The sequence below is a fragment of the Aquincola agrisoli genome (assembly GCF_036621135.1).
In the GTDB taxonomy this organism is placed as follows: Bacteria; Pseudomonadota; Gammaproteobacteria; order Burkholderiales; family Burkholderiaceae_C; genus Aquincola; species Aquincola agrisoli.
This window is the reverse complement of record NZ_JAZIBG010000044.1, coordinates 102,505-123,845: the sequence shown is the minus strand read 5'-3', so window position 1 is coordinate 123,845 and position 21,341 is coordinate 102,505. Positions and strand designations below refer to the sequence as shown.

General features: G+C 67.5%; 20 protein-coding genes and 1 tRNA gene. 9 read left to right on the top strand and 12 right to left on the bottom strand.

Translation table 11 applies throughout. The annotated features are described in order from the left end of the window. The first annotated feature begins 46 nt into the window (after positions 1–46). The 5 genes from ugpB (at position 47) to ugpQ (ending at position 5,095) form a co-directional block, all read left to right on the top strand. Entirely contained in the window at positions 47–1,354 is a 1,308-nt protein-coding gene (ugpB, locus tag V4F39_RS21440; RefSeq protein WP_332291995.1) for a sn-glycerol-3-phosphate ABC transporter substrate-binding protein UgpB, read from the top strand. A gap of 87 nt (positions 1,355–1,441) precedes the next feature. After that, complete coding sequence (gene ugpA, locus V4F39_RS21435; RefSeq protein ID WP_332291994.1) at positions 1,442–2,323, top strand: sn-glycerol-3-phosphate ABC transporter permease UgpA; 882 nt, start codon at positions 1,442–1,444, stop codon at positions 2,321–2,323. A 55-nt stretch (positions 2,324–2,378) separates the two neighbouring features. Next, the gene (gene ugpE / locus V4F39_RS21430) at positions 2,379–3,230 is read left to right on the top strand and encodes a sn-glycerol-3-phosphate ABC transporter permease UgpE (protein WP_332291993.1); all 852 of its coding nucleotides are present in this window, start codon (positions 2,379–2,381) and stop codon (positions 3,228–3,230) included. A gap of 12 nt (positions 3,231–3,242) precedes the next feature. Then, positions 3,243–4,328 (top strand): sn-glycerol-3-phosphate import ATP-binding protein UgpC, encoded by a 1,086-nt coding sequence (locus V4F39_RS21425; protein WP_332291992.1) that lies wholly within the window; start codon positions 3,243–3,245, stop codon positions 4,326–4,328. Then, positions 4,325–5,095 (top strand): glycerophosphodiester phosphodiesterase, encoded by a 771-nt coding sequence (gene ugpQ, locus V4F39_RS21420; RefSeq protein ID WP_332291991.1) that lies wholly within the window; start codon positions 4,325–4,327, stop codon positions 5,093–5,095. The genes V4F39_RS21425 and ugpQ overlap by 4 nt, the downstream gene beginning before the upstream one ends. Positions 5,096–5,119: 24 nt before the next feature. Here the strand turns inward: ugpQ and argJ are convergent, their stop codons facing one another. Beyond that, positions 5,120–6,349: a bifunctional glutamate N-acetyltransferase/amino-acid acetyltransferase ArgJ gene (argJ, locus tag V4F39_RS21415; RefSeq protein WP_332291990.1), complete on the bottom strand. Its 1,230-nt coding sequence runs from the start codon at positions 6,347–6,349 to the stop codon at positions 5,120–5,122. Between the two features lie 23 nt (positions 6,350–6,372). Then, the gene (gene secA / locus V4F39_RS21410; RefSeq protein ID WP_332291989.1) at positions 6,373–9,111 is read right to left on the bottom strand and encodes a preprotein translocase subunit SecA; all 2,739 of its coding nucleotides are present in this window, start codon (positions 9,109–9,111) and stop codon (positions 6,373–6,375) included. 220 nt (positions 9,112–9,331) lie between these two features. Between secA and V4F39_RS21405 the strand changes: the two genes are divergently transcribed. Next, positions 9,332–9,655 (top strand): hypothetical protein, encoded by a 324-nt coding sequence (locus tag V4F39_RS21405; RefSeq protein WP_332291988.1) that lies wholly within the window; start codon positions 9,332–9,334, stop codon positions 9,653–9,655. Between the two features lie 14 nt (positions 9,656–9,669). On the opposite strand, the gene V4F39_RS21400 is transcribed toward V4F39_RS21405, so the two are convergent. The 6 genes from V4F39_RS21400 to petA all read right to left on the bottom strand — a co-directional run bounded on the left by V4F39_RS21400 (position 9,670) and on the right by petA (position 13,905). After that, positions 9,670–9,745 (bottom strand) — tRNA-Thr (locus tag V4F39_RS21400). A 51-nt stretch (positions 9,746–9,796) separates the two neighbouring features. Beyond that, on the bottom strand, positions 9,797–10,333 hold the full coding sequence (locus V4F39_RS21395) for a ClpXP protease specificity-enhancing factor (protein ID WP_332291987.1): 537 nt from the start codon (positions 10,331–10,333) through the stop codon (positions 9,797–9,799). A 7-nt stretch (positions 10,334–10,340) separates the two neighbouring features. After that, positions 10,341–10,952 (bottom strand): glutathione S-transferase N-terminal domain-containing protein, encoded by a 612-nt coding sequence (locus V4F39_RS21390; RefSeq protein ID WP_046111078.1) that lies wholly within the window; start codon positions 10,950–10,952, stop codon positions 10,341–10,343. Between the two features lie 130 nt (positions 10,953–11,082). Next, complete coding sequence (locus V4F39_RS21385) at positions 11,083–11,853, bottom strand: cytochrome c1 (RefSeq protein WP_332291986.1); 771 nt, start codon at positions 11,851–11,853, stop codon at positions 11,083–11,085. A gap of 20 nt (positions 11,854–11,873) precedes the next feature. After that, positions 11,874–13,274, bottom strand: a complete 1,401-nt coding sequence (locus tag V4F39_RS21380) for a cytochrome b (RefSeq protein WP_332291985.1) — start codon at positions 13,272–13,274, stop codon at positions 11,874–11,876. Positions 13,275–13,302: 28 nt separating this feature from the next. Beyond that, positions 13,303–13,905 (bottom strand): ubiquinol-cytochrome c reductase iron-sulfur subunit, encoded by a 603-nt coding sequence (gene petA, locus V4F39_RS21375; protein ID WP_332291984.1) that lies wholly within the window; start codon positions 13,903–13,905, stop codon positions 13,303–13,305. 194 nt (positions 13,906–14,099) lie between these two features. Here petA and mscL point away from each other — a divergent pair, with 194 nt between their 5' ends. Together mscL and V4F39_RS21365 are read left to right on the top strand one after the other, a co-directional pair. After that, positions 14,100–14,528 carry a large conductance mechanosensitive channel protein MscL gene (gene mscL / locus V4F39_RS21370; protein ID WP_332291983.1) on the top strand — a complete coding sequence of 143 codons (429 nt, stop codon included), beginning with the start codon at positions 14,100–14,102 and terminating at the stop codon, positions 14,526–14,528. A gap of 149 nt (positions 14,529–14,677) precedes the next feature. Continuing rightward, the gene (locus tag V4F39_RS21365) at positions 14,678–17,056 is read left to right on the top strand and encodes a DUF1631 family protein (protein ID WP_332291982.1); all 2,379 of its coding nucleotides are present in this window, start codon (positions 14,678–14,680) and stop codon (positions 17,054–17,056) included. 18 nt (positions 17,057–17,074) lie between these two features. On the opposite strand, the gene pdxA is transcribed toward V4F39_RS21365, so the two are convergent. Next, positions 17,075–18,082, bottom strand: coding sequence for a 4-hydroxythreonine-4-phosphate dehydrogenase PdxA (gene pdxA / locus V4F39_RS21360; RefSeq protein ID WP_332291981.1), 1,008 nt, complete (start codon positions 18,080–18,082; stop codon positions 17,075–17,077). Between the two features lie 6 nt (positions 18,083–18,088). Continuing rightward, positions 18,089–18,838, bottom strand: a complete 750-nt coding sequence (locus V4F39_RS21355) for a Nif3-like dinuclear metal center hexameric protein (protein ID WP_332291980.1) — start codon at positions 18,836–18,838, stop codon at positions 18,089–18,091. Between the two features lie 28 nt (positions 18,839–18,866). Here V4F39_RS21355 and V4F39_RS21350 point away from each other — a divergent pair, with 28 nt between their 5' ends. Continuing rightward, entirely contained in the window at positions 18,867–20,030 is a 1,164-nt protein-coding gene (locus V4F39_RS21350) for a trypsin-like peptidase domain-containing protein (RefSeq protein ID WP_332291979.1), read from the top strand. 18 nt (positions 20,031–20,048) lie between these two features. Here V4F39_RS21350 and tatC read toward each other — a convergent pair whose 3' ends face one another. Both tatC and tatB read right to left on the bottom strand, forming a co-directional pair. Further along, positions 20,049–20,831, bottom strand: coding sequence for a twin-arginine translocase subunit TatC (gene tatC, locus V4F39_RS21345; protein ID WP_332291978.1), 783 nt, complete (start codon positions 20,829–20,831; stop codon positions 20,049–20,051). Beyond that, the gene (gene tatB, locus V4F39_RS21340; protein WP_332291977.1) at positions 20,828–21,310 is read right to left on the bottom strand and encodes a Sec-independent protein translocase protein TatB; all 483 of its coding nucleotides are present in this window, start codon (positions 21,308–21,310) and stop codon (positions 20,828–20,830) included. Before tatB ends, tatC begins: the two co-directional genes overlap by 4 nt. Positions 21,311–21,341 lie beyond the last annotated feature (31 nt).

Genomic DNA, 21,341 nt, shown 5'->3' with positions numbered 1-21,341 from the left:
GGACGATCCTTCCCTGTCCTTTCCTCCCCATCACGGAGTTTCCTGCATGCATTTCAAGTCGTTCGCACTGGCCTCGGCCGTGCTGGCCGCGTCCTTCGGCGCCAAGGCCCAAGTCGAGATCCAGTGGTGGCACTCGATGACCGCCGTCAACAACGAGTGGGTCAACGACCTGGCGAAGGAGTTCAACGCAAGCCAGAGCCAGTACCGCATCGTGCCCACCTACAAGGGCACCTACGACGAGTCGATGACGGCCGCCATCGCCGCGTTCCGCGCCGGCAACGCGCCCCACATCCTGCAGGTGTTCGAGGTCGGCACCGCGACGATGATGGCGAGCAAGGGCGCCGTGATCCCGGTCGGCAAGGTCATGAAGGACGCCGGCTACAAGTTCGACCCGGCGGCCTACATCCCGGCCGTGGCGGGCTACTACACCGCGCCCAACGGAGAGATGCTGAGCTTCCCGTTCAACAGCTCGACCACGATCTTCTACTTCAACAAGGACGCCTTCAAGGCGGCCGGCCTGCCCACCGACAAGGCACCGGCCACCTGGCCTGAAGTGGTGGCCGCGGCCGCCAAGCTGAAGGCCAGCGGCCACAAGTGCCCCTTCACCACCGCATGGCAGAACTGGACGCAGCTCGAGAGCTTCTCGGCCTGGCACAACGTCGAGTTCGCGACCAAGCGCAACGGCCTGGGCGGCCTCGACACCCGGCTGGCCGTCGATTCGCCGCTGCACCTGCGCCACATCGAGAACCTGGCCAACATGTCCAAGCAGGGCCTGTTCGTCTACAAGGGCCGCAGCAACACGCCGGAAGCGACGTTCGTCGCGGGCGAGTGCGCCATGATCAACACGTCGTCCGGCTTCTACGGCAACGTGGCCAAGAACGCCAAGTTCGCGTACGGGCTGGCACCGCTGCCCTACTACCCCGACGTCCCCGGCGCGCCGCAGAACACGGTGATCGGCGGCGCGAGCCTGTGGGTCATGTCCGGCAAGAAGGCGGAGGAGTACAAGGGCGTGGCCACGTTCTTCAACTTCATCTCGCAGCCCGAGGTGCAGTCGGCCAGCCACAAGCGCACGGGCTACCTGCCGGTCACGCTGGCCTCGTTCAAGCTGACCGAGGACTCCGGCTTCTACAAGGAAAAGCCCGGCACCGACGTCGCCGTGAACCAGATGATCCGCAAGGTGACCGACAAGTCGCGCGGCATCCGCCTGGGCAACTACCTGCAGATCCGCGCCATCGAGGACGAGGAGCTCGAGCAGGTCTGGGCCGGCAAGAAGACCGCCAAGGAAGCGCTCCAGTCGATCGTCAAGCGGGGCAACGAGCAGCTCGAACGCTTCCAGAAAGCCAACAGCCGTTGACGGCGCGCGCCCGCGGCGCCTTTTGGCGGCCGCGGGCCACCGACAATAACAACAACATCGCAAAGGGTCGGCCACGCCGCCGGACACATGGAAAAACGCGTCGTCTTCCGCTCCGGGTGGCTGCCGTGGGCGCTGCTCGCACCGCAGGTGATCATCATCGCGGTGTTCTTCTTCTGGCCGGCGGGGCAGGCGCTGCTGCAGTCGTTCCAGCAGTCCGACGCGTTCGGCACCTCGGTGGAGTGGGTCGGGCTCGAGAACTTCGAGCGTCTGTGGGATGACCCCACCTACCTCGCCTCCTTCAGCACCACGGCGATCTTCTCCGTGCTGGTCGCGGTGCTGGGCATCAGCATCTCGCTGGTGCTGGCGGTGTTCGCCGACCGGGTGCTGAAGGGCTCGACGTTCTACCGCACCCTGCTGATCTGGCCCTACGCGGTGGCGCCGGCGGTGGCGGGCGTGCTGTGGCTCTTCATGTTCGCGCCCAGCATCGGCGTGGTGTCCTACGCCCTGGCCCAGATGGGCTTCAACTGGAACCACCTGCTCAACGGCGGCCAGGCGATGGCCCTCATCGTCATGGCGGCGGTGTGGAAGCAGATCTCCTACAACTTCCTGTTCTTCCTGGCGGGGCTGCAGAGCATCCCGAAGTCGCTCGTGGAGGCCGCGGCGATCGACGGCGCGCGGCCCTGGCGGCGGTTCTGGACGATCCAGTTCCCGCTGCTGTCGCCCACGACCTTCTTCCTGCTGGTCATCAACGTGGTCTACGCGTTCTTCGACACGTTCGCGATCGTCGACGCCGCCACGCAGGGCGGCCCGGGCAAGGACACCGCGATCCTCGTCTACAAGGTCTACTACGACGGCTTCAAGGCGCTGGACCTGGGCGGCTCGGCCGCGCAGTCCGTCGTGCTGATGGCGATCGTCATCGCACTGACGGTGGTGCAATTCAAGTTTGTCGAGAAGAAAGTGAACTACTGAATGCAGCCCCCCAGCCCCCTGCGCCATCGCCACCCGATGACGGGGCAGCACTGACATGGTCGAACGCCGCACCACATTGGGCATCCTCGCCCATGTCGTCCTGTTGCTCGGAGTCGCCATCGTGGCGTTCCCCGTCTACCTGACCTTCGTCGCCTCCACGCACACGGCCACCGACATCGTCCAGCAGCCGATGCCGCTGCTGCCCGGCGCGCACTTCCTCGACAACTACCGCACCGCGCTCTTCGGCGGGGGCAGCGGCTCGGGCTCCAACGCCGCCGTCGGCCGCATGATGATGGTCAGCCTCATCAGCGCGCTGGTCATCGCGCTCGGCAAGATCGCCATCTCGCTGCTGTCGGCCTTTGCGCTGGTGTACTTCCGCTTCCCGTTCAAGCAGTTCTTCTTCTGGGCCATCTTCGTCACGCTGATGCTGCCGGTGGAGGTGCGCATCGGCCCGACCTACAAGGTGGTCTCCGACCTGGGCATGCTCAACAGCTACGCGGGGCTCACCGTGCCGCTGATCGCCTCGGCCACCGCGACCTTCCTGTTCCGGCAGTTCTTCCTGACGGTGCCCGACGAGCTGGTGGAGGCCGCCCGCATCGACGGCGCCGGCCCGCTGCGCTTCTTCAAGGACGTGCTGGTGCCGTTGTCGGCCACCAGCATCGCGGCGCTGTTTGTCATCCAGTTCATCTACGGCTGGAACCAGTACCTCTGGCCGCTGCTGGTGACCACCCAGGAAGACATGTACCCGGTGGTGATCGGCATCAAGCGCATGATCGCCGGCGGCGAGGCCGGCAACGAGTGGAACCTGATCATGGCCACCGCGATGCTGGCGATGATCCCGCCCGCGCTCGTGGTCATGCTGATGCAGAAGTGGTTCGTCAAGGGCCTGGTCGATACCGAAAAATAGGAAGAACCACAAGTGGGAGCCATTTCCATCCGCAACGTCGTCAAGCGCTACGGCCACGGGCCCGCCGCGCTGCAGGTGATCCACGGGGTGAACGCGGAGATCACCGACGGCGAATTCATCGTCATCGTCGGGCCCTCGGGTTGCGGCAAGAGCACGCTGCTGCGCATGGTGGCCGGGCTGGAGGAGATCAGCGGCGGAGAGATCGCCATCGGGGGCCGCGTGGTGAACGACGTGGAACCGGCCGGGCGGGACATCGCCATGGTCTTCCAGAACTACGCGCTGTATCCGCACATGACGGTCTACGCCAACATGGCCTACGGCCTGAAGATCGCCCGGGTGCCGCCTGCCGAGATCGAGGCACGGGTGCAGAAGGCGGCCAAGATCCTGGAGCTGGGCACGCTGCTCGATCGCAAGCCGCGGCAGCTCTCGGGCGGCCAGCGCCAGCGCGTGGCGATGGGCCGGGCCATCGTGCGGCAGCCTCAGGTGTTCCTGTTCGACGAGCCGCTGTCCAACCTCGATGCGAAGCTGCGCGCGCAGACACGGCTGGAGATCCAGAAGCTGCACCGCGAACTGGGCGTCACCTCCCTGTTCGTCACGCACGACCAGGTCGAGGCGATGACGCTCGCCCAACGCATGATCGTGATGAACGCCGGCCGCATGGAGCAGGTGGGCACGCCGGACGAGGTCTACACACGGCCGGCGACCACTTTTGTCGCGGGCTTCATCGGCTCTCCGCCGATGAACCTGATCGAGGGCGTGGCGGACGGCTCACGGTTCACCGCCGGGGCCGCCGGCTTGGCGCTGCCCGCGCCGGCGCCGCGGGCGGGTGCGCTGGTGCTCGGCGTTCGCCCGGAGCACCTGACCCTCGCCGACACCCATGGGCACGGGGGCTGGCCGCTGACGGTGGAGATGATCGAGACGCTGGGGGCCGAGCGGCTGATCTACGGCCGGCTGTCGCCGGACGCGGAGCTCGTGACGGTACGCGTCGACAGCGCGGACCGGGCGCCCGTCGTGGGGCAGACGGTGCAATTGCTGGCAACGGCGGCACACCTGCATTGGTTCGACGCCGGCACCCGCCAGCGCGTGGAGCCGAGGTGAGCACGGCACGGCCACGCTGGGCCAGTCCGCGCTGGATCGCTCACCGCGGCGCCGGGCGCCTGGCGCCCGAAAACACGCTGGCGGCCTTCCGCCTCGGGGCCGCCTACGGCTACCGCGCCTTCGAGTGCGACGTGAAGCTCAGTGCCGACGGCGTGCCCTTCCTGCTGCACGACACCACGCTGCAGCGCACGACCAACGGCGAGGGCGTCGCTGGCGAACGCTCATGGCACGCGCTCTCGCTGCTCGATGCCGGGGGCTGGCATTCCCGCAGCCATGCCGGCGAGCCGTTGCCGAGCTTCCAGGCGCTGGCGCGGCACGTGCTGCGCAATCGGTATCTGTTGAACGCCGAGATCAAGCCCACGCCGGGGCAGGAGCGTGCCACCGGCGAGGTGGTGGCCGAGCATGCGCAGCGTTGGTGGGCGCCACACGCCGATGCCATGCCGCCGCTGCTCAGTTCCTTCAAGCCCGAGGCCCTGGAAGGCGCCCGGGCCGCCGCGCCCGGCCTGCCCCGCGCCTTGCTGCTGGACACCCTGCGCGAGGGCTGGCTCGACGAAGCGCAGGCCCTGGGCTGCGTGGCGGTGGTGGCGAACCACACGCTGCTCGATGCAGCGGTGATCGGGCGCATCCATGGCGCCGGGCTGCAAAGCCTGTGCTACACCGTGAATGATCCGGCCGATGCCCATCGGCTGTGCGCTGCCGGCATCGACGGCATCATCACCGACGCGGTGGACCGCTTCGCCCCGGCCGCCGCGGACGCTGGCGAGTAAGGCCGCCGCGTCCGGCGAGCGCCGTCAGCTACGGTAGTCGGCGTTGATGCTGACGTAGTCGTGCGATAGATCGCAGGTCCACACCGTGGCTTGGGCATGCCCGCGGTGCAGGTCGACACGCACGGTGATCTCGCTCTGCTTCATCACACGCTGGCCGTCCGCTTCCTGGTAATCCGGATGCCGGCCACCGGCGCGTGCGACATGCACGTCGTCGAGGAACAGATCGATCTTCGATTGATCCAGGTCCTCGATGCCGGCGTACCCGACGGCGGCCAGGATGCGGCCGAGATTGGGATCGCTGGCGAAGAACGCCGTCTTGACCAGCGGCGAATGCGCGATCGCATAGGCCACCTGCCGGCATTCCGCATCGCTGCCGCCGCCATCGACCTGCACGGTGATGAACTTGGTCGCACCCTCGCCGTCGCGCACGATCGCCTGGGCGAGTTCGGTGGCCACGGCCACGAGCGCATCGCGCAGCGCCTGCCCGTCAGGTGAATCCAGGCCGGTGATCGGCGCATGACCCGCCCGGCCGGTCGCCATCACGATGAAGGTGTCGTTGGTGGACGTGTCGCCGTCGATGGTGATGCGGTTGAAGCTCAGGTCCGCGGCGTCGCGCACCAAGGTCTGCAGCACCCCGGGGTCCACCGCCGCATCGGTGGCGACGAAGCTCAGCATCGTCGCCATGTTCGGGCGGATCATGCCCGCGCCCTTCGAGATGCCGGTGACGGTGACGGTCCTGCCGCCGATGGCCACCTGCCGGGACGCCGCCTTGGGCAGCGTATCGGTCGTCATGATGCCGAGGGCCGCGTCGGCCCATCCGTCGGCACGCAGATCCGCCAGCGCGGCCGGAAGCGCCGCCTCGATGCGGTCGACCGGCAGCGGCTCCATGATCACGCCGGTGGAGAACGGCATGACCTGTTCGGGTGCCACGCCCTGGAGACGCGCCAGCGCCGCGCAAGTGGCACGTGCACGTGCCAGGCCGTCCGCACCGGTGCCCGCATTGGCATTGCCGGTGTTGATCACCAGCGCACGGATGCCCTGGCCGGCCTCGAGGTGCTCGCGCCCGACCTGCACCGGCGCGGCACAGAAGCGGTTGCGCGTGAACACGCCCGCCACTTGCGTGCCGGCGTCGAGCGCCAGCACGACCAGGTCCTTCCGGTTGGCCTTGCGCACGCCGGCCATCGTGACGCCGAGGCGCACGCCGGGCACGGGCTTCAGGCTGGCGGGGTTCGGGGCTTGCAGGTTGACGGGCATCGCGGGCTCCTGTCAGTCGCGGATCAGGCCAGTTTGCCGTGGCATTGCTTGTACTTCTTGCCGCTGCCGCAGGGGCAGGGATCGTTGCGGCCCACGCGCGGCAGCGCGTCGGTGGCCTCCGCCGACTCCTGCGACACCGAGCCGTCCTCGTTCGGATGCGTGTAGGTGACGTGGCTCACCTGGCTCGCGCTCTGCTCGATCGCCTCGGCAGCCTGCGCCACCTGGTCCTGCGACTGGATGCGCACGGTCAGCAGCACGCGGGTGACTTCGAGCTTGACGAGGTCGAGCATCTGCGAGAACAGCTCGAAGGCCTCGCGCTTGTACTCCTGCTTCGGGTTCTTCTGCGCGTAGCCGCGCAGGTGGATCCCCTGGCGCAGGTAGTCCAGCGACGCGAGGTGCTCGCGCCAGTGGGTGTCGATCGACTGCAGCAGCACCATCCGCATGAAGGGATTGAACTGTTCCTTGCCGACGACGCTCACCTTGGCATCGAACACCTCGTCGGCGGCCTTCACCACGTGTTCGACGATGTCATCGTCGGTGACGCTGTTGCTGCCTTCGACCATCGACTTCAACGGCACTTCCAGCTGCCATTCGTCGCGCAGCGTCGCCTGCAGGGTGTCGAGATCCCACTGCTCCTCGAGGCTTTCCGCCGGCACGTGGTTGCGCACGACGTCGGTGAGTGCACTTCGGCGCAGGTTGACGATCTGTTCCTCGACCGATTCGGATTCGAGGATCTCGTTGCGCTGCTGGTAGATGACCTTGCGCTGGTCGTTGGCGACGTCGTCGTACTCGAGCAGCTGCTTGCGCACGTCGAAGTTGCGCGCCTCCACCTTGCGCTGCGCGCCTTCGATGCTGCGTGTGACGATGCCCGCCTCGATGGCCTCGCCTTCCGGCATCTTCAGCCGGTCCATGATCGCGCGCACGCGGTCGCCCGCGAAGATGCGCATCAGCGGGTCTTCGAGCGACAGGTAGAAGCGCGACGACCCCGGATCGCCCTGGCGGCCCGCCCGGCCGCGGAGCTGGTTGTCGATGCGGCGGGATTCGTGGCGTTCGGTAGCGATGATGCGCAGGCCGCCCTCGCCCCGCACCTTGTCGTGCAGGCTCTGCCACTCGTCCTTCAGCTGCTGGATGCGGCGGGCCTTCTCGTCGGCGGGCACGCTCTCGTCCGCTTCCAGGATCTGCACCTGCTTCTCGACGTTGCCACCCAGCACGATGTCCGTGCCGCGGCCTGCCATGTTGGTGGCGATGGTGATCACCCCCGGCCGGCCTGCCTGCGCGACGATCTCCGCCTCCTTGGCATGCTGCTTGGCATTGAGCACCTGGTGCGGCAGCTTGGCCTGCGTCAGCAGCTTGGAGATCAGCTCGGAGTTCTCGATGGACGTGGTGCCCACCAGCACCGGCTGGCCGCGTGTGTGCGCGTCGCGGATGTCCTCGATCACCGCATTGAACTTCTCGGTGTTGGTCTTGTAGACCAGGTCGAGCTCGTCCTTGCGGATGGTCGGCCGGTTCGGCGGGATCACGACCGTCTCGAGGCCGTAGATCTCCTGGAACTCGTAGGCTTCGGTGTCGGCCGTGCCCGTCATGCCCGACAGCTTGCCGTACATGCGGAAGTAGTTCTGGAACGTGATCGACGCGAGCGTCTGGTTCTCGCTCTGGATCTTCACGCCTTCCTTGGCCTCGACCGCCTGGTGCAGGCCGTCGCTCCAGCGGCGGCCCGTCATCAGGCGGCCGGTGAACTCGTCGACGATCACCACCTCGCCGTTCTGGACGACGTAGTGCTGGTCCCGGTTGTACAGGTGCCGCGCACGCAGCGCCGCGTACACATGGTGCATCAGCGTGATGTTGGCCGGGTCGTAGAGGCTGGCGCCCTCGGCGAGCAGGCCGGCCTCGGCCAGGATGCGTTCAGCGTTCTCGTGGCCTTCCTCGGTCAGGAACACCTGGTGGCTCTTCTCGTCGACGGTGAAGTCGCCCGCCTCGATCACGCCTTCACCTGTGCGCGGATCGGCCTCGCCAATCTGCTTCTTCAGCTTGGGCACGACGGCGTTGATGCGCACGTAGAGCTCGGTGTGGTCCTCCGCCTGGCCGCTGATGATCAGCGGCGTGCGTGCCTCGTCGATCAGGATCGAATCGACCTCGTCGACGATCGCGTAGTGGAGCTTGCGCTGCACCCGGTCCGCGAGTTCGTAGACCATGTTGTCGCGCAGGACGTCGAAGCCGAACTCGTTGTTGGTGCCGTAGGTGACGTCGGCGTTGTAGGCGGCCTGCTTCTCCTCGCGGCCCATGCCCGGCACGTTCACGCCGACCGTCAGGCCCAGGAAGTTGTACAGGCGACCCATCCACTCCGCGTCGCGGCGGGCCAGGTAGTCGTTGACGGTCACGACGTGGACGCCCTTGCCGGCCAATGCATTCAGGTAGACGGGCAGCGTCGCCATCAGCGTCTTGCCTTCGCCGGTGCGCATCTCGGCGATCTTGCCCTGGTGCAGCGTCATGCCGCCGATGAGCTGCACGTCGAAGTGCCGCATCTTCAGTGCGCGCTTGCTGCCTTCGCGGACGGTCGCGAACGCCTCGGGCAGCAGGTCATCCAGCGACTCGCCTTTTTCAAGGCGCTGCTTGAACTCGGCGGTCTTGGCCTGCAGGGCCGCATCGTCGAGCTTCTCGAACTGCGGCTCGAGCGCATTGATGCGCTGCACCATCACCCGGGATTGCTTGATCAGTCGATCGTTGCGACTACCGAAAATCGAAGTGAGAAGCTTGGGCAACATGCGCTGAACGATGCTGAAGGGGAGACAGCAGGTCCGGGGGACCTGCCGACGGATGGATGAGCCGGCGCAGCCGGGATGCATGCAGCTTGGGGCTGGAGCCCCGTTTGCAACGCTTTGGATGCCGCTTGCCGGCAAGCGGTCGGCGGCGCTCCCCGCCACACGGCGCCGCAGTGCAAAACCCAAAGCCAAACGAGTCTATCACCGGGGCTAGACTGCACCCATGAGCCACAAGCCCACGCCGACCGGACCCGCCACCCGACCGATCCGCGAGGCGCTGGACGCCAGCGCACCCTTGCTGCGGCTGGTCGAACGCGTGCGTGCGTCGAATGAACGTTACGAAGTGATCAAGCCCGCGCTGCCACCGGCGCTGCGGCGCCATGTGCAGCCGGGTCCGGTCGACGACGAAGGCTGGGCCCTGCTGGTCACCAATGCGGCGGTGAGTGCCAAGTTGAGGCAGATGCTCCCGCGGCTGGATGACCTCCTGCGCGAGGCAGGGCTGCCAACGCCGGCGATCCGCATCCGCGTGCTCGCCAGCCCAGCCTGAACCGGGGCAAGGTCTGGTGCCGGCTGTCAGAGTCGAACTGACGACCTTCCGCTTACAAGGCGGGTGCTCTACCAACTGAGCTAAGCCGGCAACGGCGACTGGCGATTTTAGAGGCTGCCGGCAGGCGCCGGCGCAGCGCCCCTACTTGATGCGCTTGAGCGACGGACGGCTGCCGCCGGCCGGCGGTTCCGGCGGTTCATCGCCCGGGGCGGGCGTGTCGTCGCGGTCGTCCGCCTCGGACGCCAACCGAAGGCCTCGCGCGGCCGGAACGGCCGCCGGGGGCGTGCCGTCGTCGGTCGGCAGCGCCGCGGGCTCGCTGGCCATGCCTGCGCCGGCCACGTCGGTCGGCATCGGGAAAGCCATGCCTTGCCCGTTCTCGCGTGCATAGATGGCCACGACATGGTCGATCGGCACCACGATGTCCCGCGCCACCCCGCCGAACCGCGCCCGGAACTCGATGAACTCGTTGCCGAGCTTGAGCCCGCTGGTGGCCTCGAAGCCGACGTTCAGAACGATCTCGTTGTTCTTCACGTACTCCATCGGCACCTGCACGCTGCGATCGACGAAGACGGCCACGTAGGGCGTGAAGCCGTTGTCCGTGCACCAGTCGTGCAGCGCGCGGATCAGGTAAGGACGGGTCGATGTGCCCTGCCCTTCGGGAGCGGTGGGTGCCGTCATGGCCGGGTCACTTGCGCATCACTTTTTCCGACGGCGTCAGCGCCTCGATGTAGGCAGGCCGAGAGAAGATGCGCTCGGCGTACTTCAGCAGCGGCAGCGCGTTCTTCGACAGCTCGATACCGTAGTAGTCGAGGCGCCACAGCAGCGGCGCGATCGCGACGTCGAGCATCGAGAAGTCGTCACCCAGCATGTACTTGTTTTTCTGGAAGATCGGCGCCAGCTGCGTCAGCCGGTCGCGGATCTGCGCACGGGCCTTCTCGAGCTGCTTCTCGGTGGCCTTGACGCCGCGGCTTTCGAGCAGGTTCACGTTCGAGAACAGCTCCTTCTCGAAATTCAGCAGGAACAGACGCACCCGCGCACGCGCCACCGGATCGCCGGGCATCAGCTGCGGATGCGGGAAGCGCTCGTCGATGTACTCGTTGATGATGTGGGACTCATACAGGATGAGATCACGCTCCACGAGGATGGGCACCTCGTTGTACGGATTCATCAACGCGATGTCCTCGGGCTTGGCGAACAGATCCACGTCGCGGATCTCGAAGTCCATTCCTTTTTCGAACAGCACGAAGCGGCAGCGGTGCGAATAAGGATCGGTGGTTCCGGAGTAAAGCACCATCATGGCAGCGGGCCCCTTCTACTAACGAATCGAACAGTGAGCATCGAAGCTCAGAAAACACGAAGCGCAGTGGGCCGGCCGGCACCACTGCGCCAACGACCTGCACCTCGAAGGTCCAGGCCGCGCAGGACAACTACTTGATGTCCTTCCAGAACGCGGCGTTCAGGCGCCACGCGATCAACGTGAAGAACCCCAGGAAGATCAGCACCCACACGCCCAGCCGGACGCGGTAGTTCTGCTGCGGCTCGCCCATCCACTGCATGAACGCGACAAGGTCGGCCACGGCGCCGTCGAACTCGGTGGGGCTCATCTTGCCGGGCGACACCTGCTCGAAGCCCTTGAAGACGTGGACGGTCTTGGCGTGGTCGTGCGGGTCGCGCTCCTCGGCGAACTGCGCCACACGCTGGCCCTGCAGTTCCCACAACGCGTGGGGCATGCCGACGCTGGGGAACGCCAGGTTGTTCCAGCCCGTCGCCTTGGTGTCGTCGCGGTAGTACGTGCGCAGGTAGGTGTAGAGGTAGTCTGCGCCCGTGCCGCTGTGGCTCGCGCGCGAACGCGCCACGACGGTCAGGTCGGGCGGCGTGGCGCCGAACCATTCCTTCGCCTGCTTGGGATCGATCGACGCCTTCATCATGTCGCCCACGTTGGCCGTGGGAAACGCGAGGTTGGCCTTGATCTGCTCGTCCGTCAGGCCGATGTCGCGCAGCCGGTTGTAGCGCATGAACGCGGCCGAATGGCAGTTCAGGCAGTAGTTGACGAACAGCTTGGCGCCATGCTGGAGCGCTGCCAGATCGGTCATGCGCTCGGTCGGAAACTTGTCCAGCGCCACGCCGCCTTCCGCCGCGCGGGCCGCCCCTGACACCAACGCCAGCGAAGCCAGCAGGGAGAGAAGAATCTTTTTCATGGTTTCGGTGCTCCGGCGGCTCAGTGGGCGTTGAAGACCACGCGGTCAGGCACCGGCTTGAACGTGCCGATCTGGCTCCACCACGGCATCAGCAGGAAGAAGCCGAAGTAGAACAGCGTACCCACCTGGGACACGATCGTGCCCGCCGTCGAGGGCGGCTGGATGCCAAGGTAGCCCAGCACCAGGAAGAACACGACGAACACGCCGTACATGTACATGTGCCAGGTCGGGCGGTAGCGGATCGATTTCGCCGGGCTGTGGTCGAGCCAGGGGAGGAAGAACAGGATGATGACGGCGCCGCCCATCACCACGACGCCCCAGAACTTGGCGTCGAAGGTCTTCAGCAGCAGCACGGCCACCGCGGCAGCCACCAGCACCGCCACCTTGATCATCATGTTGGCGCGCAGCTTGACGAACGACAGCACCGCCGCCAGGCCGATGATCACGCACAGCACGTTGACGAGGTCGTCGGTGGTCGCGCGGAGCATCGAGTAGAACGGCGTGAAGTACCACACCGGCGCGATGTGCGGCGGCGTCTTCAGCGGGTCGGCAGGGATGAAGTTGTTGTACTCGAGGAAGTACCCGCCCAGTTCCGGCGCGAAGAACACGATCGCGCTGAAGGCCATCAGGAACACGCTGACGCCGAGGATGTCGTGCACCGTGTAGTACGGATGGAAGGGAATGCCGTCGAGCGGCCGGCCCTGGGCATCCTTGTGCGCCTTGATCTCGACGCCGTCCGGATTGTTCGAGCCCACCTCGTGCAGCGCGATGATGTGCGCGACGACGAGGCCCAGCAGCACCAGGGGTACGGCGATGACGTGGAAGCTGAAGAAGCGGTTCAGCGTCGCGTCGCTCACCACGTAGTCGCCCCGGATCAGCAGCGCCAGGTCGGGGCCGACGAACGGCACGGCAGCGAACAGGTTCACGATGACCTGTGCGCCCCAATAAGACATCTGGCCCCAGGGCAGCAGGTAGCCCATGAAGGCCTCGGCCATCAGGCACAGGAAGATCGCGCAGCCGAACACCCAGACCAGCTCACGCGGCTTGCGATAGCTGCCGTACAGCAGGCCGCGGAACATGTGCAGGTAGACGACCACGAAGAAGGCCGAGGCGCCGGTCGAGTGCATGTAGCGGACCAGCCAACCCCACGGCACATCGCGCATGATGTACTCGACCGAGGCGAACGCGAGGGTGGCGTCCGGCTTGTAGTGCATCACCAGGAAGATGCCGGTGACGATCTGGATGACCAGCACCAGCAGCGCCAGCGATCCGAAGAAGTACCAGAAGTTGAAGTTCTTCGGTGCGTAGTACTCGGACAGATGCTCCTTGTACAGCTTGCTGGCTGGGAACCGGTTGTCCACCCACGTCAGCAACTGCTGCGGGAGGGACGCGCCGGCCGGGGCTTGCTTGAATTCCGCCATGTCGTTTGCCTCGGGTCTTTCTTGGAGATCAGGCCTTCTTGTCCTCGCCGATCAGCAGGCGCGTCTCGGAAAGGTACATGTGCGGCGGCACCTCGAGGTTGTCCGGCGCGGGCTTGTTCTTGAAAACGCGGCCGGCCATGTCGAAGGTCGAGCCGTGGCACGGGCAGAGGAAGCCGCCCTGCCAATCATCGGGCAGCGAGGGCTGCGGGCCCGCCACGAACTTGTCGGTCGGCGAGCAGCCCAGGTGCGTGCAGATGCCGACCACCACGAGGTACTCCGGCTTGATGGAACGCCACTCGTTGCGGCAGCTCTCCATCGGCGTGATCTCTTCCGGCTTGCGCGCCGACGTGGGGTCGGCCAACTGGCCGTCGAGCTTCTTGAGCTCCTCGATCTGCTGCGGCGTGCGGCGGATCACCCAAACCGGCTTGCCGCGCCACTCGACCGTCACCTTCTCGCCCGGCTGCAGCGAACTGATGTCCACCTCGACCGGCGCGCCAGCCGCCTTGGCCCGCTCCGACGGCGTGAACGTCGAGACGAAGGGCACGGCGACTGCAATGCCGCCCACGGCACCCGCACATCCGGATGCGACGAGCCACGTGCGTTTGGCTTTGTCGACTTGGTGGTCACTCATGAGGTCCTCTGATGGCATTCGCTGGAAGACGCGACAAGAAACACACGTAGGTTTCCGTCTGGGGCAACCTAGGATTCTAACGGACGTGGCACGCATTCTCCCGCAGGACGCACAGCAATCGCCTTCGGCAATACTGCGCTCGCCGACAAGAGGCCCCTGAGGGCCACGGGCAGAGCATCTCGAGGAGCAGCAACATGAGTTTCATGAGTGAGTTCAAGGCCTTCGCCATGAAGGGCAACGTCATCGATCTCGCCGTTGGCGTGATCATCGGTGCGGCGTTCGGGAAGATCGTCGATTCGCTCGTGAAGGACGTGATCATGCCAATCGTCGGGCGGATCTTCGGCGGCCTCGATTTCTCGAACTACTTCGTTCTGCTCGCGAGCCCCCCAGCGGGCTACAACGGACCGATGACCTACGACGCACTGACCAAGGCGGGCGTGCCGGTGCTGGCCTACGGCAACTTCCTGACGGTGGCGCTGAACTTCGTGATCCTCGCCTTCATCATCTTCGTCATGGTGCGGCAGATCAACCGGCTCAAGCGCGAGGAACCCGCGGCACCGCCGGCCGCCGAGCCCCAAGACATCACGCTGCTGCGCGAGATCCGCGACGCACTGAAGAGGTAAGCATCCGTTTCAGCGCCGGCCACCCCAGCCGGCGCGGGCCGCCATGGCCTGAATTTGAGCCCATACTTGCCGATATCAGCGCCATCCTGCGCGGCGGCTTTGGGGCCGCCGTGCCTGCCATCGTGCCTCTTCAGGCTGCTGTGCGCACCATGAATCCGCCCCCTTCGCGTTCAGAGGCCGCCCTCCAGGCGGCAGCCCTCCGGATCAAGCACGCCGCGCGCGAGGCGGCGCAGCGCTGCGTCGACAGCCTCGGGCTGGCCGCGCTGTCGAGCCTGAAGATCCACGAACGCGACGACTTCCTGGCTGCGCAGTTCGAGCTCAATCGCAAGCAGGCGGCGTTCGGGCATACCTTCAACGACACGCTGGACCAGCAGATCCAGCGCGAGACCACGCCCCGGCGCGACTCCCAGCGCTCGCCGACCGTCACCCCCTGGGAAGCGCTGAGCCTCGTGGACGACCACGAGGTCGAAGCCAACATCAACGCCGACCGCTTCGGCCTCACGATCCAGCACGCCTGCGAATGGGAGCTCCGGGAGCTGGATGCGTACGTCGGCTCGCTGCTGCGCCTGGGCAGGCCGGACCATGAGCGCAACCCGCTGCGGCCCGAGCTGATCGGCAAGGCGCTGCTGTCCGCCGTCGAGGCGGTATCGGATCGCCCGGAGGTACGCAAGCTCCTCGGGATCGAACTGGGCCGCAGCCTGGCCGACCTGATGCCGAAGGTGTACGGCGAGATCGTCGCTGCGCTGCGCGATAGCGGTATCCAGCCGGTGAGCCTCGCCCTGCGCGGGGTGCAAGGCCCGGGCAACGACCTCGGCTTCAACACGTCGGGCTACGACGGCCTGTCGAGCCGCAGCGGCGCGCTGGCCGACGAGGCCGCCACGGCGCACGGGCCGCGCCATGGCCCCGCCTATCCGACGCACGGGCTGCGGGGTGTGCCGACGCCGGCGAGCAGGCCGCTGCCGATGCACGGAGCGCGCACCGGCACACCCTTCGGCCAGGTAGACGCCCACCTGATGGGCCTGATCCGCCAATTGGCTGCCGCCGGCGGGGGCGGGGGCGGCACGGACGACGCGCGCGCATCGGGTGGCTTCGCCTCCGGCTTCGCGGCCTCCGGCCATGCACCGGCAGCCAACCTGATCTACGCCCACCGGGACGAGCTGCGCCAGGCGTCCACCGGCCGCCTGGACCACATGGTGATCGACGTGGTGGGCAGCCTCTTCGAGCAGATCCTGTCCGATCCGAAGGTGCCGCCGCAGATGGCACGGCAGATCGCGCGGCTGCAGCTGCCGGTGCTGCGGGTGGCGCTCGGCGACCCCAGTTTCTTCTCGTCGCGCCGCCACCCGGTGCGCCGCTTCGTCAACCGCATCGCATCGCTGGCCTGCGCCTTCGACGATTTTGCGAGCGGGCCGGGCCAGCAGTTCCTCGGGCACGTGCGCGAACTGGTCCAGGAGATCGTCAACGGCGACTTCGACCAGATGGAGGTCTACGAGCAGAAGCTCGGCGCGCTGGAAGCCTTCATCGCCGACCAGGCGCGCCAGGAGGTCCAGCAGCAAGGCAGCAATGCGCCGCAGCTCGTGGAGGCCAAGGAGCACGATCTCCGCGTCCAGCAGCAGTACATGCGGCAGCTGCAGTCCGCGCTCGCCGGCGCCGAAATGCCAGCGTTCCTGCGCGATTTCCTGTCGCAGGTCTGGAGCCAGGCGCTGGTGCTGGCGGCACGCCGGGGCGGGGAATCGGGCGAACTGGCGCTGCGGCTGAAGGGCGCCGCGCGTGACGTGGTCGTCAGCGTCCAGCCGAAAGGCACCCCCACCGACCGCAAGAACTTCCTGATGCAGCTGCCGCAGCTGATGAAGGACCTGAACCACGGCCTGGCGATGATCGGCTGGCCGGAGCCGGCGAAGAAGGCCTTCTTCGCGGAGCTGCTGCCGGCGCACGCCGAATCGCTGAAGGGGCAGTCGCCGCGGGTGCTGGATCACAACCTGCTCGTCAAGCAGCTCGAAGCCGCATTTGCGATGCCGTTGCCCCGCGCCGCCGAAGGCGCCGCCCTGCCCGTGCTGAACGACGCGGTGGAGCAGGCCCACTTCAGCGACGAGGAAGCCGAGCAGATCGGCCTCGTGCGCGAGCAGTCGGTGAACTGGCAGCGCAACGTCGACATCGACCTCGGCGCCGAGCCGGAGATCAGCGCCGTCGACATCAACATCGACGGCCTGCCGCCACCCGAGCCGGTCGAGCCTGCCAGCGGCCCTTCCCTGGCGGATCATGTGCAGCTCGGCTTCGCCTACCAGATGCTCGTCGACGAGCAGTGGCAGAAGGTCAAGCTCAACTATGTGAGCCCCGGGCGCGCGTTTTTTGTCTTCACCACCGGCGGCAAGCACCAGAAGACCGTGTCGCTGACCTCGCGCATGCTGCACCGCCTGTGCGAGGCGGGCCGCTTCCGGGCCTTCGAGAATGCCTTCCTGATCGAACGCGCCACCGCGCGGGCGCGCAAGCAACTCGCCGCGCTGCGCCCGGCCGGCAGCCTGCGCAACTGACGGCTGACGCCGCGGGCGTCAGCCGCCACCCGCCAGGCGGCGCGCCATCCGGATGGCCGCCACCAGGCTCGACGCGTCCGCCACGCCGCGGCCGGCGATGTCGAACGCGGTGCCATGGTCGGGGCTGGTCCGCACGAACGGCAGGCCCAGCGTGACGTTGACGCCGTCTTCCACCCCCAGGTACTTCACCGGGATCAGGCCGTGGTCATGTGTCATCGCGACGACGAGGTCGAATGCCCCGCGGCGGGCGCGCATGAACACCGTGTCGGGCGGGAACGGCCCCTGGGCATCGATGCCTTCCGCGCGGGCCGCCTGGATGGCGGGGCCGATGTAGCGCAGCTCCTCGTCGCCAAAAAGCCCCCCTTCGCCGGCGTGCGGGTTGAGCCCGGCCACGGCGATGCGCGGTGCCGCCTGGCCCCAGCGTGCAGCCGCCGCGTGCGCGATCCGCAGCGTCGACAGCACGGCGTCGAAATCGAGCAGCTCCAGCGCCCTGCGCAGCGCGACATGGATGGTCACCAGCACGACCTTGAGTTCGGGATTGGCCAGCATCATGCGCACGGGCGGAGCGGTCCCGTCCCGGGAGGACAGCGACTGCAGCATCTCGGTGTGGCCCGGGAAGGGCACGCCTGCGGCACTCAACGCCTCCTTGTGCACCGGCGCCGTCACGACGCCGCCCGCCTCCCCCCGCTGGACGGCTTCCACGGCCCGGGTGATCCAGGCGGCGGCCGCCGCACCCGCGCGGGCATCGACCCGGCCCCAGGGCAGCCCCGCCAACCCGCCGAACGATGGCGACTTCAGCAAGGGCATGCAGCGCGGGGGGCAGCCTGCCACGTCGGTGGCACGGTCCAGCAGCGCGATGGGCCACGAGCGCCCCACCAGCGCCATCGCGCGGCGCAAAACGCCGGCATCGCCGACCACGACGCAGCCACGGGCATCGCCCGCCTGCACCGCCCGCACGACGATCTCCGGCCCGATGCCGCACGGGTCGCCCAGCGTCAGCAGCAGAGGAAGGGGGGTTTCGGCCATGGGGCGTCAGGCGGGGTTGTCGATGTCGATGAAGCGGTGCGCCACGCCGAACTGCTCGGCCAGGTGCGCTCCCAGCGCAGGCGCGCCGTAACGCTCGGTGGCATGGTGGCCGCAGGCGAGGAAGGCCACCCCTGTCTCCCGGGCGAGGTGCGCCTGCGGCTCCGACACCTCGCCGGTGATGAACGCGTCCGCGCCGGCCGCGATCGCCGACTCGAAGTAGCCTTGCGCCCCGCCGGTGCACCAGGCCACGCGGCCCAGGGACCGCCCGTCGCCCGGCAGGACCAGCGGCGCCCGGCCCAGTGCCGCGCCGATCCGCATCGCGAGCCCCTCGACGCTGTCGAGGCCGTTCGCGGTACCGATGAAGCCGAGCTCCTGATCGCCGAACCGCCCGTCGGCCACCAGGCCGATCTGCAGCCCGAGCTGCGCGTTGTTGCCCAGCTCGGGGTGGGCGTCCAGCGGGAGGTGGTAGGCGAACAGGTTGATGCCGTGCGCCATCAGGCGCGCGACACGCTCCTTCAACCACCCCGTCAGCCGCCCGTCCTGCCCGCGCCAGAACAGGCCGTGGTGCACGACCAGCGTGTCGGCGCCGTCCTCGATGGCCGCGTCGATCAGTGCGCGGCTCGCCGTCACGCCGGAGACGATGCGCCGCACCTCGGCGCGCCCCTCGACCTGCAGACCGTTCGGCCCATAATCCTTGAAGCGGTCGACCGCCAGCAGCCGGTTCAGGTATCGGTCGATTTCGTCGCGCTGGACCATCACAAGCTTGCCCCCTGCTTCCTGTTGAATGCGTAGAACCTGGCTGATTTTCTCGCAGGCCGTCACCGTGTCGCTGGCCCTGCTGTTCGTCGTCGCGACGCTGAAGCCCGATTGGCTGTCCCGGCGCCCGGGCCAGCCCTTGCTGCCGGAAATCGTGTCGATCGTCAGCGCGCCGGTGGCGTCGGCCACGCCCGCCAGCGCGGCGCTGTCCGGCTACAGCGCGGCGGCACGCAAGGCCGCCCCGTCGGTGGTCAGCGTCACCGCGCTGCGCGCGCCCCAGCGCAACCCGCACGTCGACGACCCCTGGTTCCGGTTCTTCTTCCGCGAGGGCAACGGCCCGCAGCGCCAGGAGCCCCAGCGCGGCCTCGGCTCGGGCGTCATCGTGTCGCCGGAAGGCTACCTGCTCACCAACAACCACGTCATCGACGGTGCGAGCGAGATCGAAGTCCAGCTCGCCGACGGCCGCCAGGCCTCGGCCAAGGTGATCGGCGCCGACCCCGAGAGCGACGTCGCGGTGCTGAAGATCTCGCTCGACCGGCTGCCGGCGGTCACCTTCGGCCACGTCGACGAACTGCAGGTCGGCGACATCGTGCTGGCCATCGGCAACCCGTTCGCCGTGGGGCAGACGGTCACGTCGGGCATCGTCAGCGCCATGGGCCGCAGCCGGCTCGGCATCAACACCTTCGAGAACTTCATCCAGACCGATGCCGCGATCAACCCCGGCAACTCCGGCGGCGCCCTGGTGGACGTGAACGGCAACCTCGTCGGCATCAACACGGCGATCTTCTCGCGCAGCGGCGGCAGCCTCGGCATCGGCTTCGCCATTCCCGCCGACTCGGCGCGGCAGGTGATGGAAAGCCTGATCCGCGACGGCACCGTCACGCGCGGATGGATCGGGGTGGAGCCTCGCGACCTGACGCCGGAGATCGCCGAGACCTTCCAGCTGCCCGTGACCGAGGGCGTGTTGATCACCGGCGTGCTGCAGGACGGCCCCGCCAGCCAGGGCGGCATCCGGCCGGGCGACGTCGTCGTCAGCGTCCAGGGGCACGCCGTCACCAACACGCAGCAGCTGCTCAGCGCGGTGGCGGCGCTGAAGCCCGATTCCACCGTCGAGATCGGCGTGCAGCGGGGCCGCCAGGCGGTCGACCTGCAGGTGCGGGTCGCACAGCGCCCGCGTGCCACGATGCGCTGAGGGCTGCCGGGCAGCCCGTCAGCTGCTGGCGGTGGTTTCGCTCTCGGGCGCCTTGGTGTGCTTGATGAACAGCTGGGCCGCCCAGATGCCCACCTCGTAGAGCAGGCACATCGGAATGGCCAGCGCCAGCTGCGACACCACATCCGGCGGCGTGATGACCGCTGCCACGATGAACGCCAGCACGATGAAATAGCCGCGGAACGACCGCAGCTTCTCGATGCTCACGAGGCCCATGCGCGCCAGCACGATCACCACGATCGGCACCTCGAACGCGGCCCCGAACGCGATGAACATGGTCAGCACGAAGCTCAGGTAGGCCTCGATGTCCGGCGCCGCGGTGATGCTCTTGGGCGCAAAGCCCTGGATGAACTTGAACACCTGGCCGAACACGAAGAAGTAGCAGAACGCCACCCCGACGAAGAACAGCAGCGTGCTCGACACCACGAGCGGCAGCACCAGCTTCTTCTCGTGCGAGTAGAGCCCCGGCGCCACGAAGGCCCAGACCTGGTACAGCACCACCGGCAACGCCACCAGGAAGGCAGCCAGCAGGGTGATCTTCAACGGCACCACGAACGGCGAGATGACGTTGGTGGCGATCAGCGTCGCGCCTTGCGGCAGCGTGGCCACGAGCGGCTGCGCCAGCAGGTCGTAGAGGCCGCCCGGGCCCGGCCACAGGCACAGCCCCCCGAACACCACGCCGACGGCGATCAGCGCCCGGATGAGGCGGTCGCGCAGTTCGATCAGGTGCGAAACGAAGGGTTGTTCGGTGCCCTCGAGTTCGTCTTTCTCGGGCGCACTCATGACGCCCGCTTCGGACGATGCCGCGCCACACGCGCTGCACCCGACTGCGCCTTGCTGCGGATGCCGTTGCGCTGCTTGTACCACTGCGGTACGGCCCCGCGCTTGAGCCGCCAGTTCTTGTGCGGATGCCTGTATTCAGGGACCGGCGTGGCCAGGGGATCGCTGCCCACCGCCGGCGCATGCCCTGCGGTGGAAGCGTCCGCCCAGTCCCGCTCCAGGTCGCTCGTATGCTGGCTCATCTCGCTGTGGACCGTCTGCTCGACGTTGCGTGCAGCGTCCTCGAACTGCGTCTTCATCTTCTTCAGCTCTTCGAGCTCGATCGACCGGTTGACCTCGGCCTTGACTTCGGCCACGTAACGCTGCGCCTTGCCCACGAAGTGCCCCACCGTGCGGGCCACCTTGGGCAGACGCTCCGGGCCGATGACGATCAGCGCCACCGCGCCGATGAGCGCAATCTTGTCGAAACCGAAATCGATCATGCGCGGCTCTCAACCCACTGCGCGCCGGCGC

Coding starts and splice junctions, on each gene's coding strand:
- ugpB (WP_332291995.1), top strand. CDS start 47: ATGCATTTCAAGTCGTTCGCACTGGCCTCGGCCGTGCTGGCCGCGTCC.
- ugpA (WP_332291994.1), top strand. CDS start 1,442: ATGGAAAAACGCGTCGTCTTCCGCTCCGGGTGGCTGCCGTGGGCGCTG.
- ugpE (WP_332291993.1), top strand. CDS start 2,379: ATGGTCGAACGCCGCACCACATTGGGCATCCTCGCCCATGTCGTCCTG.
- argJ (WP_332291990.1), bottom strand. CDS start 6,349: ATGCCCGTCAACCTGCAAGCCCCGAACCCCGCCAGCCTGAAGCCCGTG.
- secA (WP_332291989.1), bottom strand. CDS start 9,111: ATGTTGCCCAAGCTTCTCACTTCGATTTTCGGTAGTCGCAACGATCGA.
- V4F39_RS21405 (WP_332291988.1), top strand. CDS start 9,332: ATGAGCCACAAGCCCACGCCGACCGGACCCGCCACCCGACCGATCCGC.
- V4F39_RS21395 (WP_332291987.1), bottom strand. CDS start 10,333: ATGACGGCACCCACCGCTCCCGAAGGGCAGGGCACATCGACCCGTCCT.
- V4F39_RS21390 (WP_046111078.1), bottom strand. CDS start 10,952: ATGATGGTGCTTTACTCCGGAACCACCGATCCTTATTCGCACCGCTGC.
- V4F39_RS21385 (WP_332291986.1), bottom strand. CDS start 11,853: ATGAAAAAGATTCTTCTCTCCCTGCTGGCTTCGCTGGCGTTGGTGTCA.
- V4F39_RS21380 (WP_332291985.1), bottom strand. CDS start 13,274: ATGGCGGAATTCAAGCAAGCCCCGGCCGGCGCGTCCCTCCCGCAGCAG.
- petA (WP_332291984.1), bottom strand. CDS start 13,905: ATGAGTGACCACCAAGTCGACAAAGCCAAACGCACGTGGCTCGTCGCA.
- mscL (WP_332291983.1), top strand. CDS start 14,100: ATGAGTTTCATGAGTGAGTTCAAGGCCTTCGCCATGAAGGGCAACGTC.
- V4F39_RS21365 (WP_332291982.1), top strand. CDS start 14,678: ATGAATCCGCCCCCTTCGCGTTCAGAGGCCGCCCTCCAGGCGGCAGCC.
- pdxA (WP_332291981.1), bottom strand. CDS start 18,082: ATGGCCGAAACCCCCCTTCCTCTGCTGCTGACGCTGGGCGACCCGTGC.
- V4F39_RS21355 (WP_332291980.1), bottom strand. CDS start 18,838: ATGGTCCAGCGCGACGAAATCGACCGATACCTGAACCGGCTGCTGGCG.
- V4F39_RS21350 (WP_332291979.1), top strand. CDS start 18,867: ATGCGTAGAACCTGGCTGATTTTCTCGCAGGCCGTCACCGTGTCGCTG.
- tatC (WP_332291978.1), bottom strand. CDS start 20,831: ATGAGTGCGCCCGAGAAAGACGAACTCGAGGGCACCGAACAACCCTTC.
- tatB (WP_332291977.1), bottom strand. CDS start 21,310: ATGATCGATTTCGGTTTCGACAAGATTGCGCTCATCGGCGCGGTGGCG.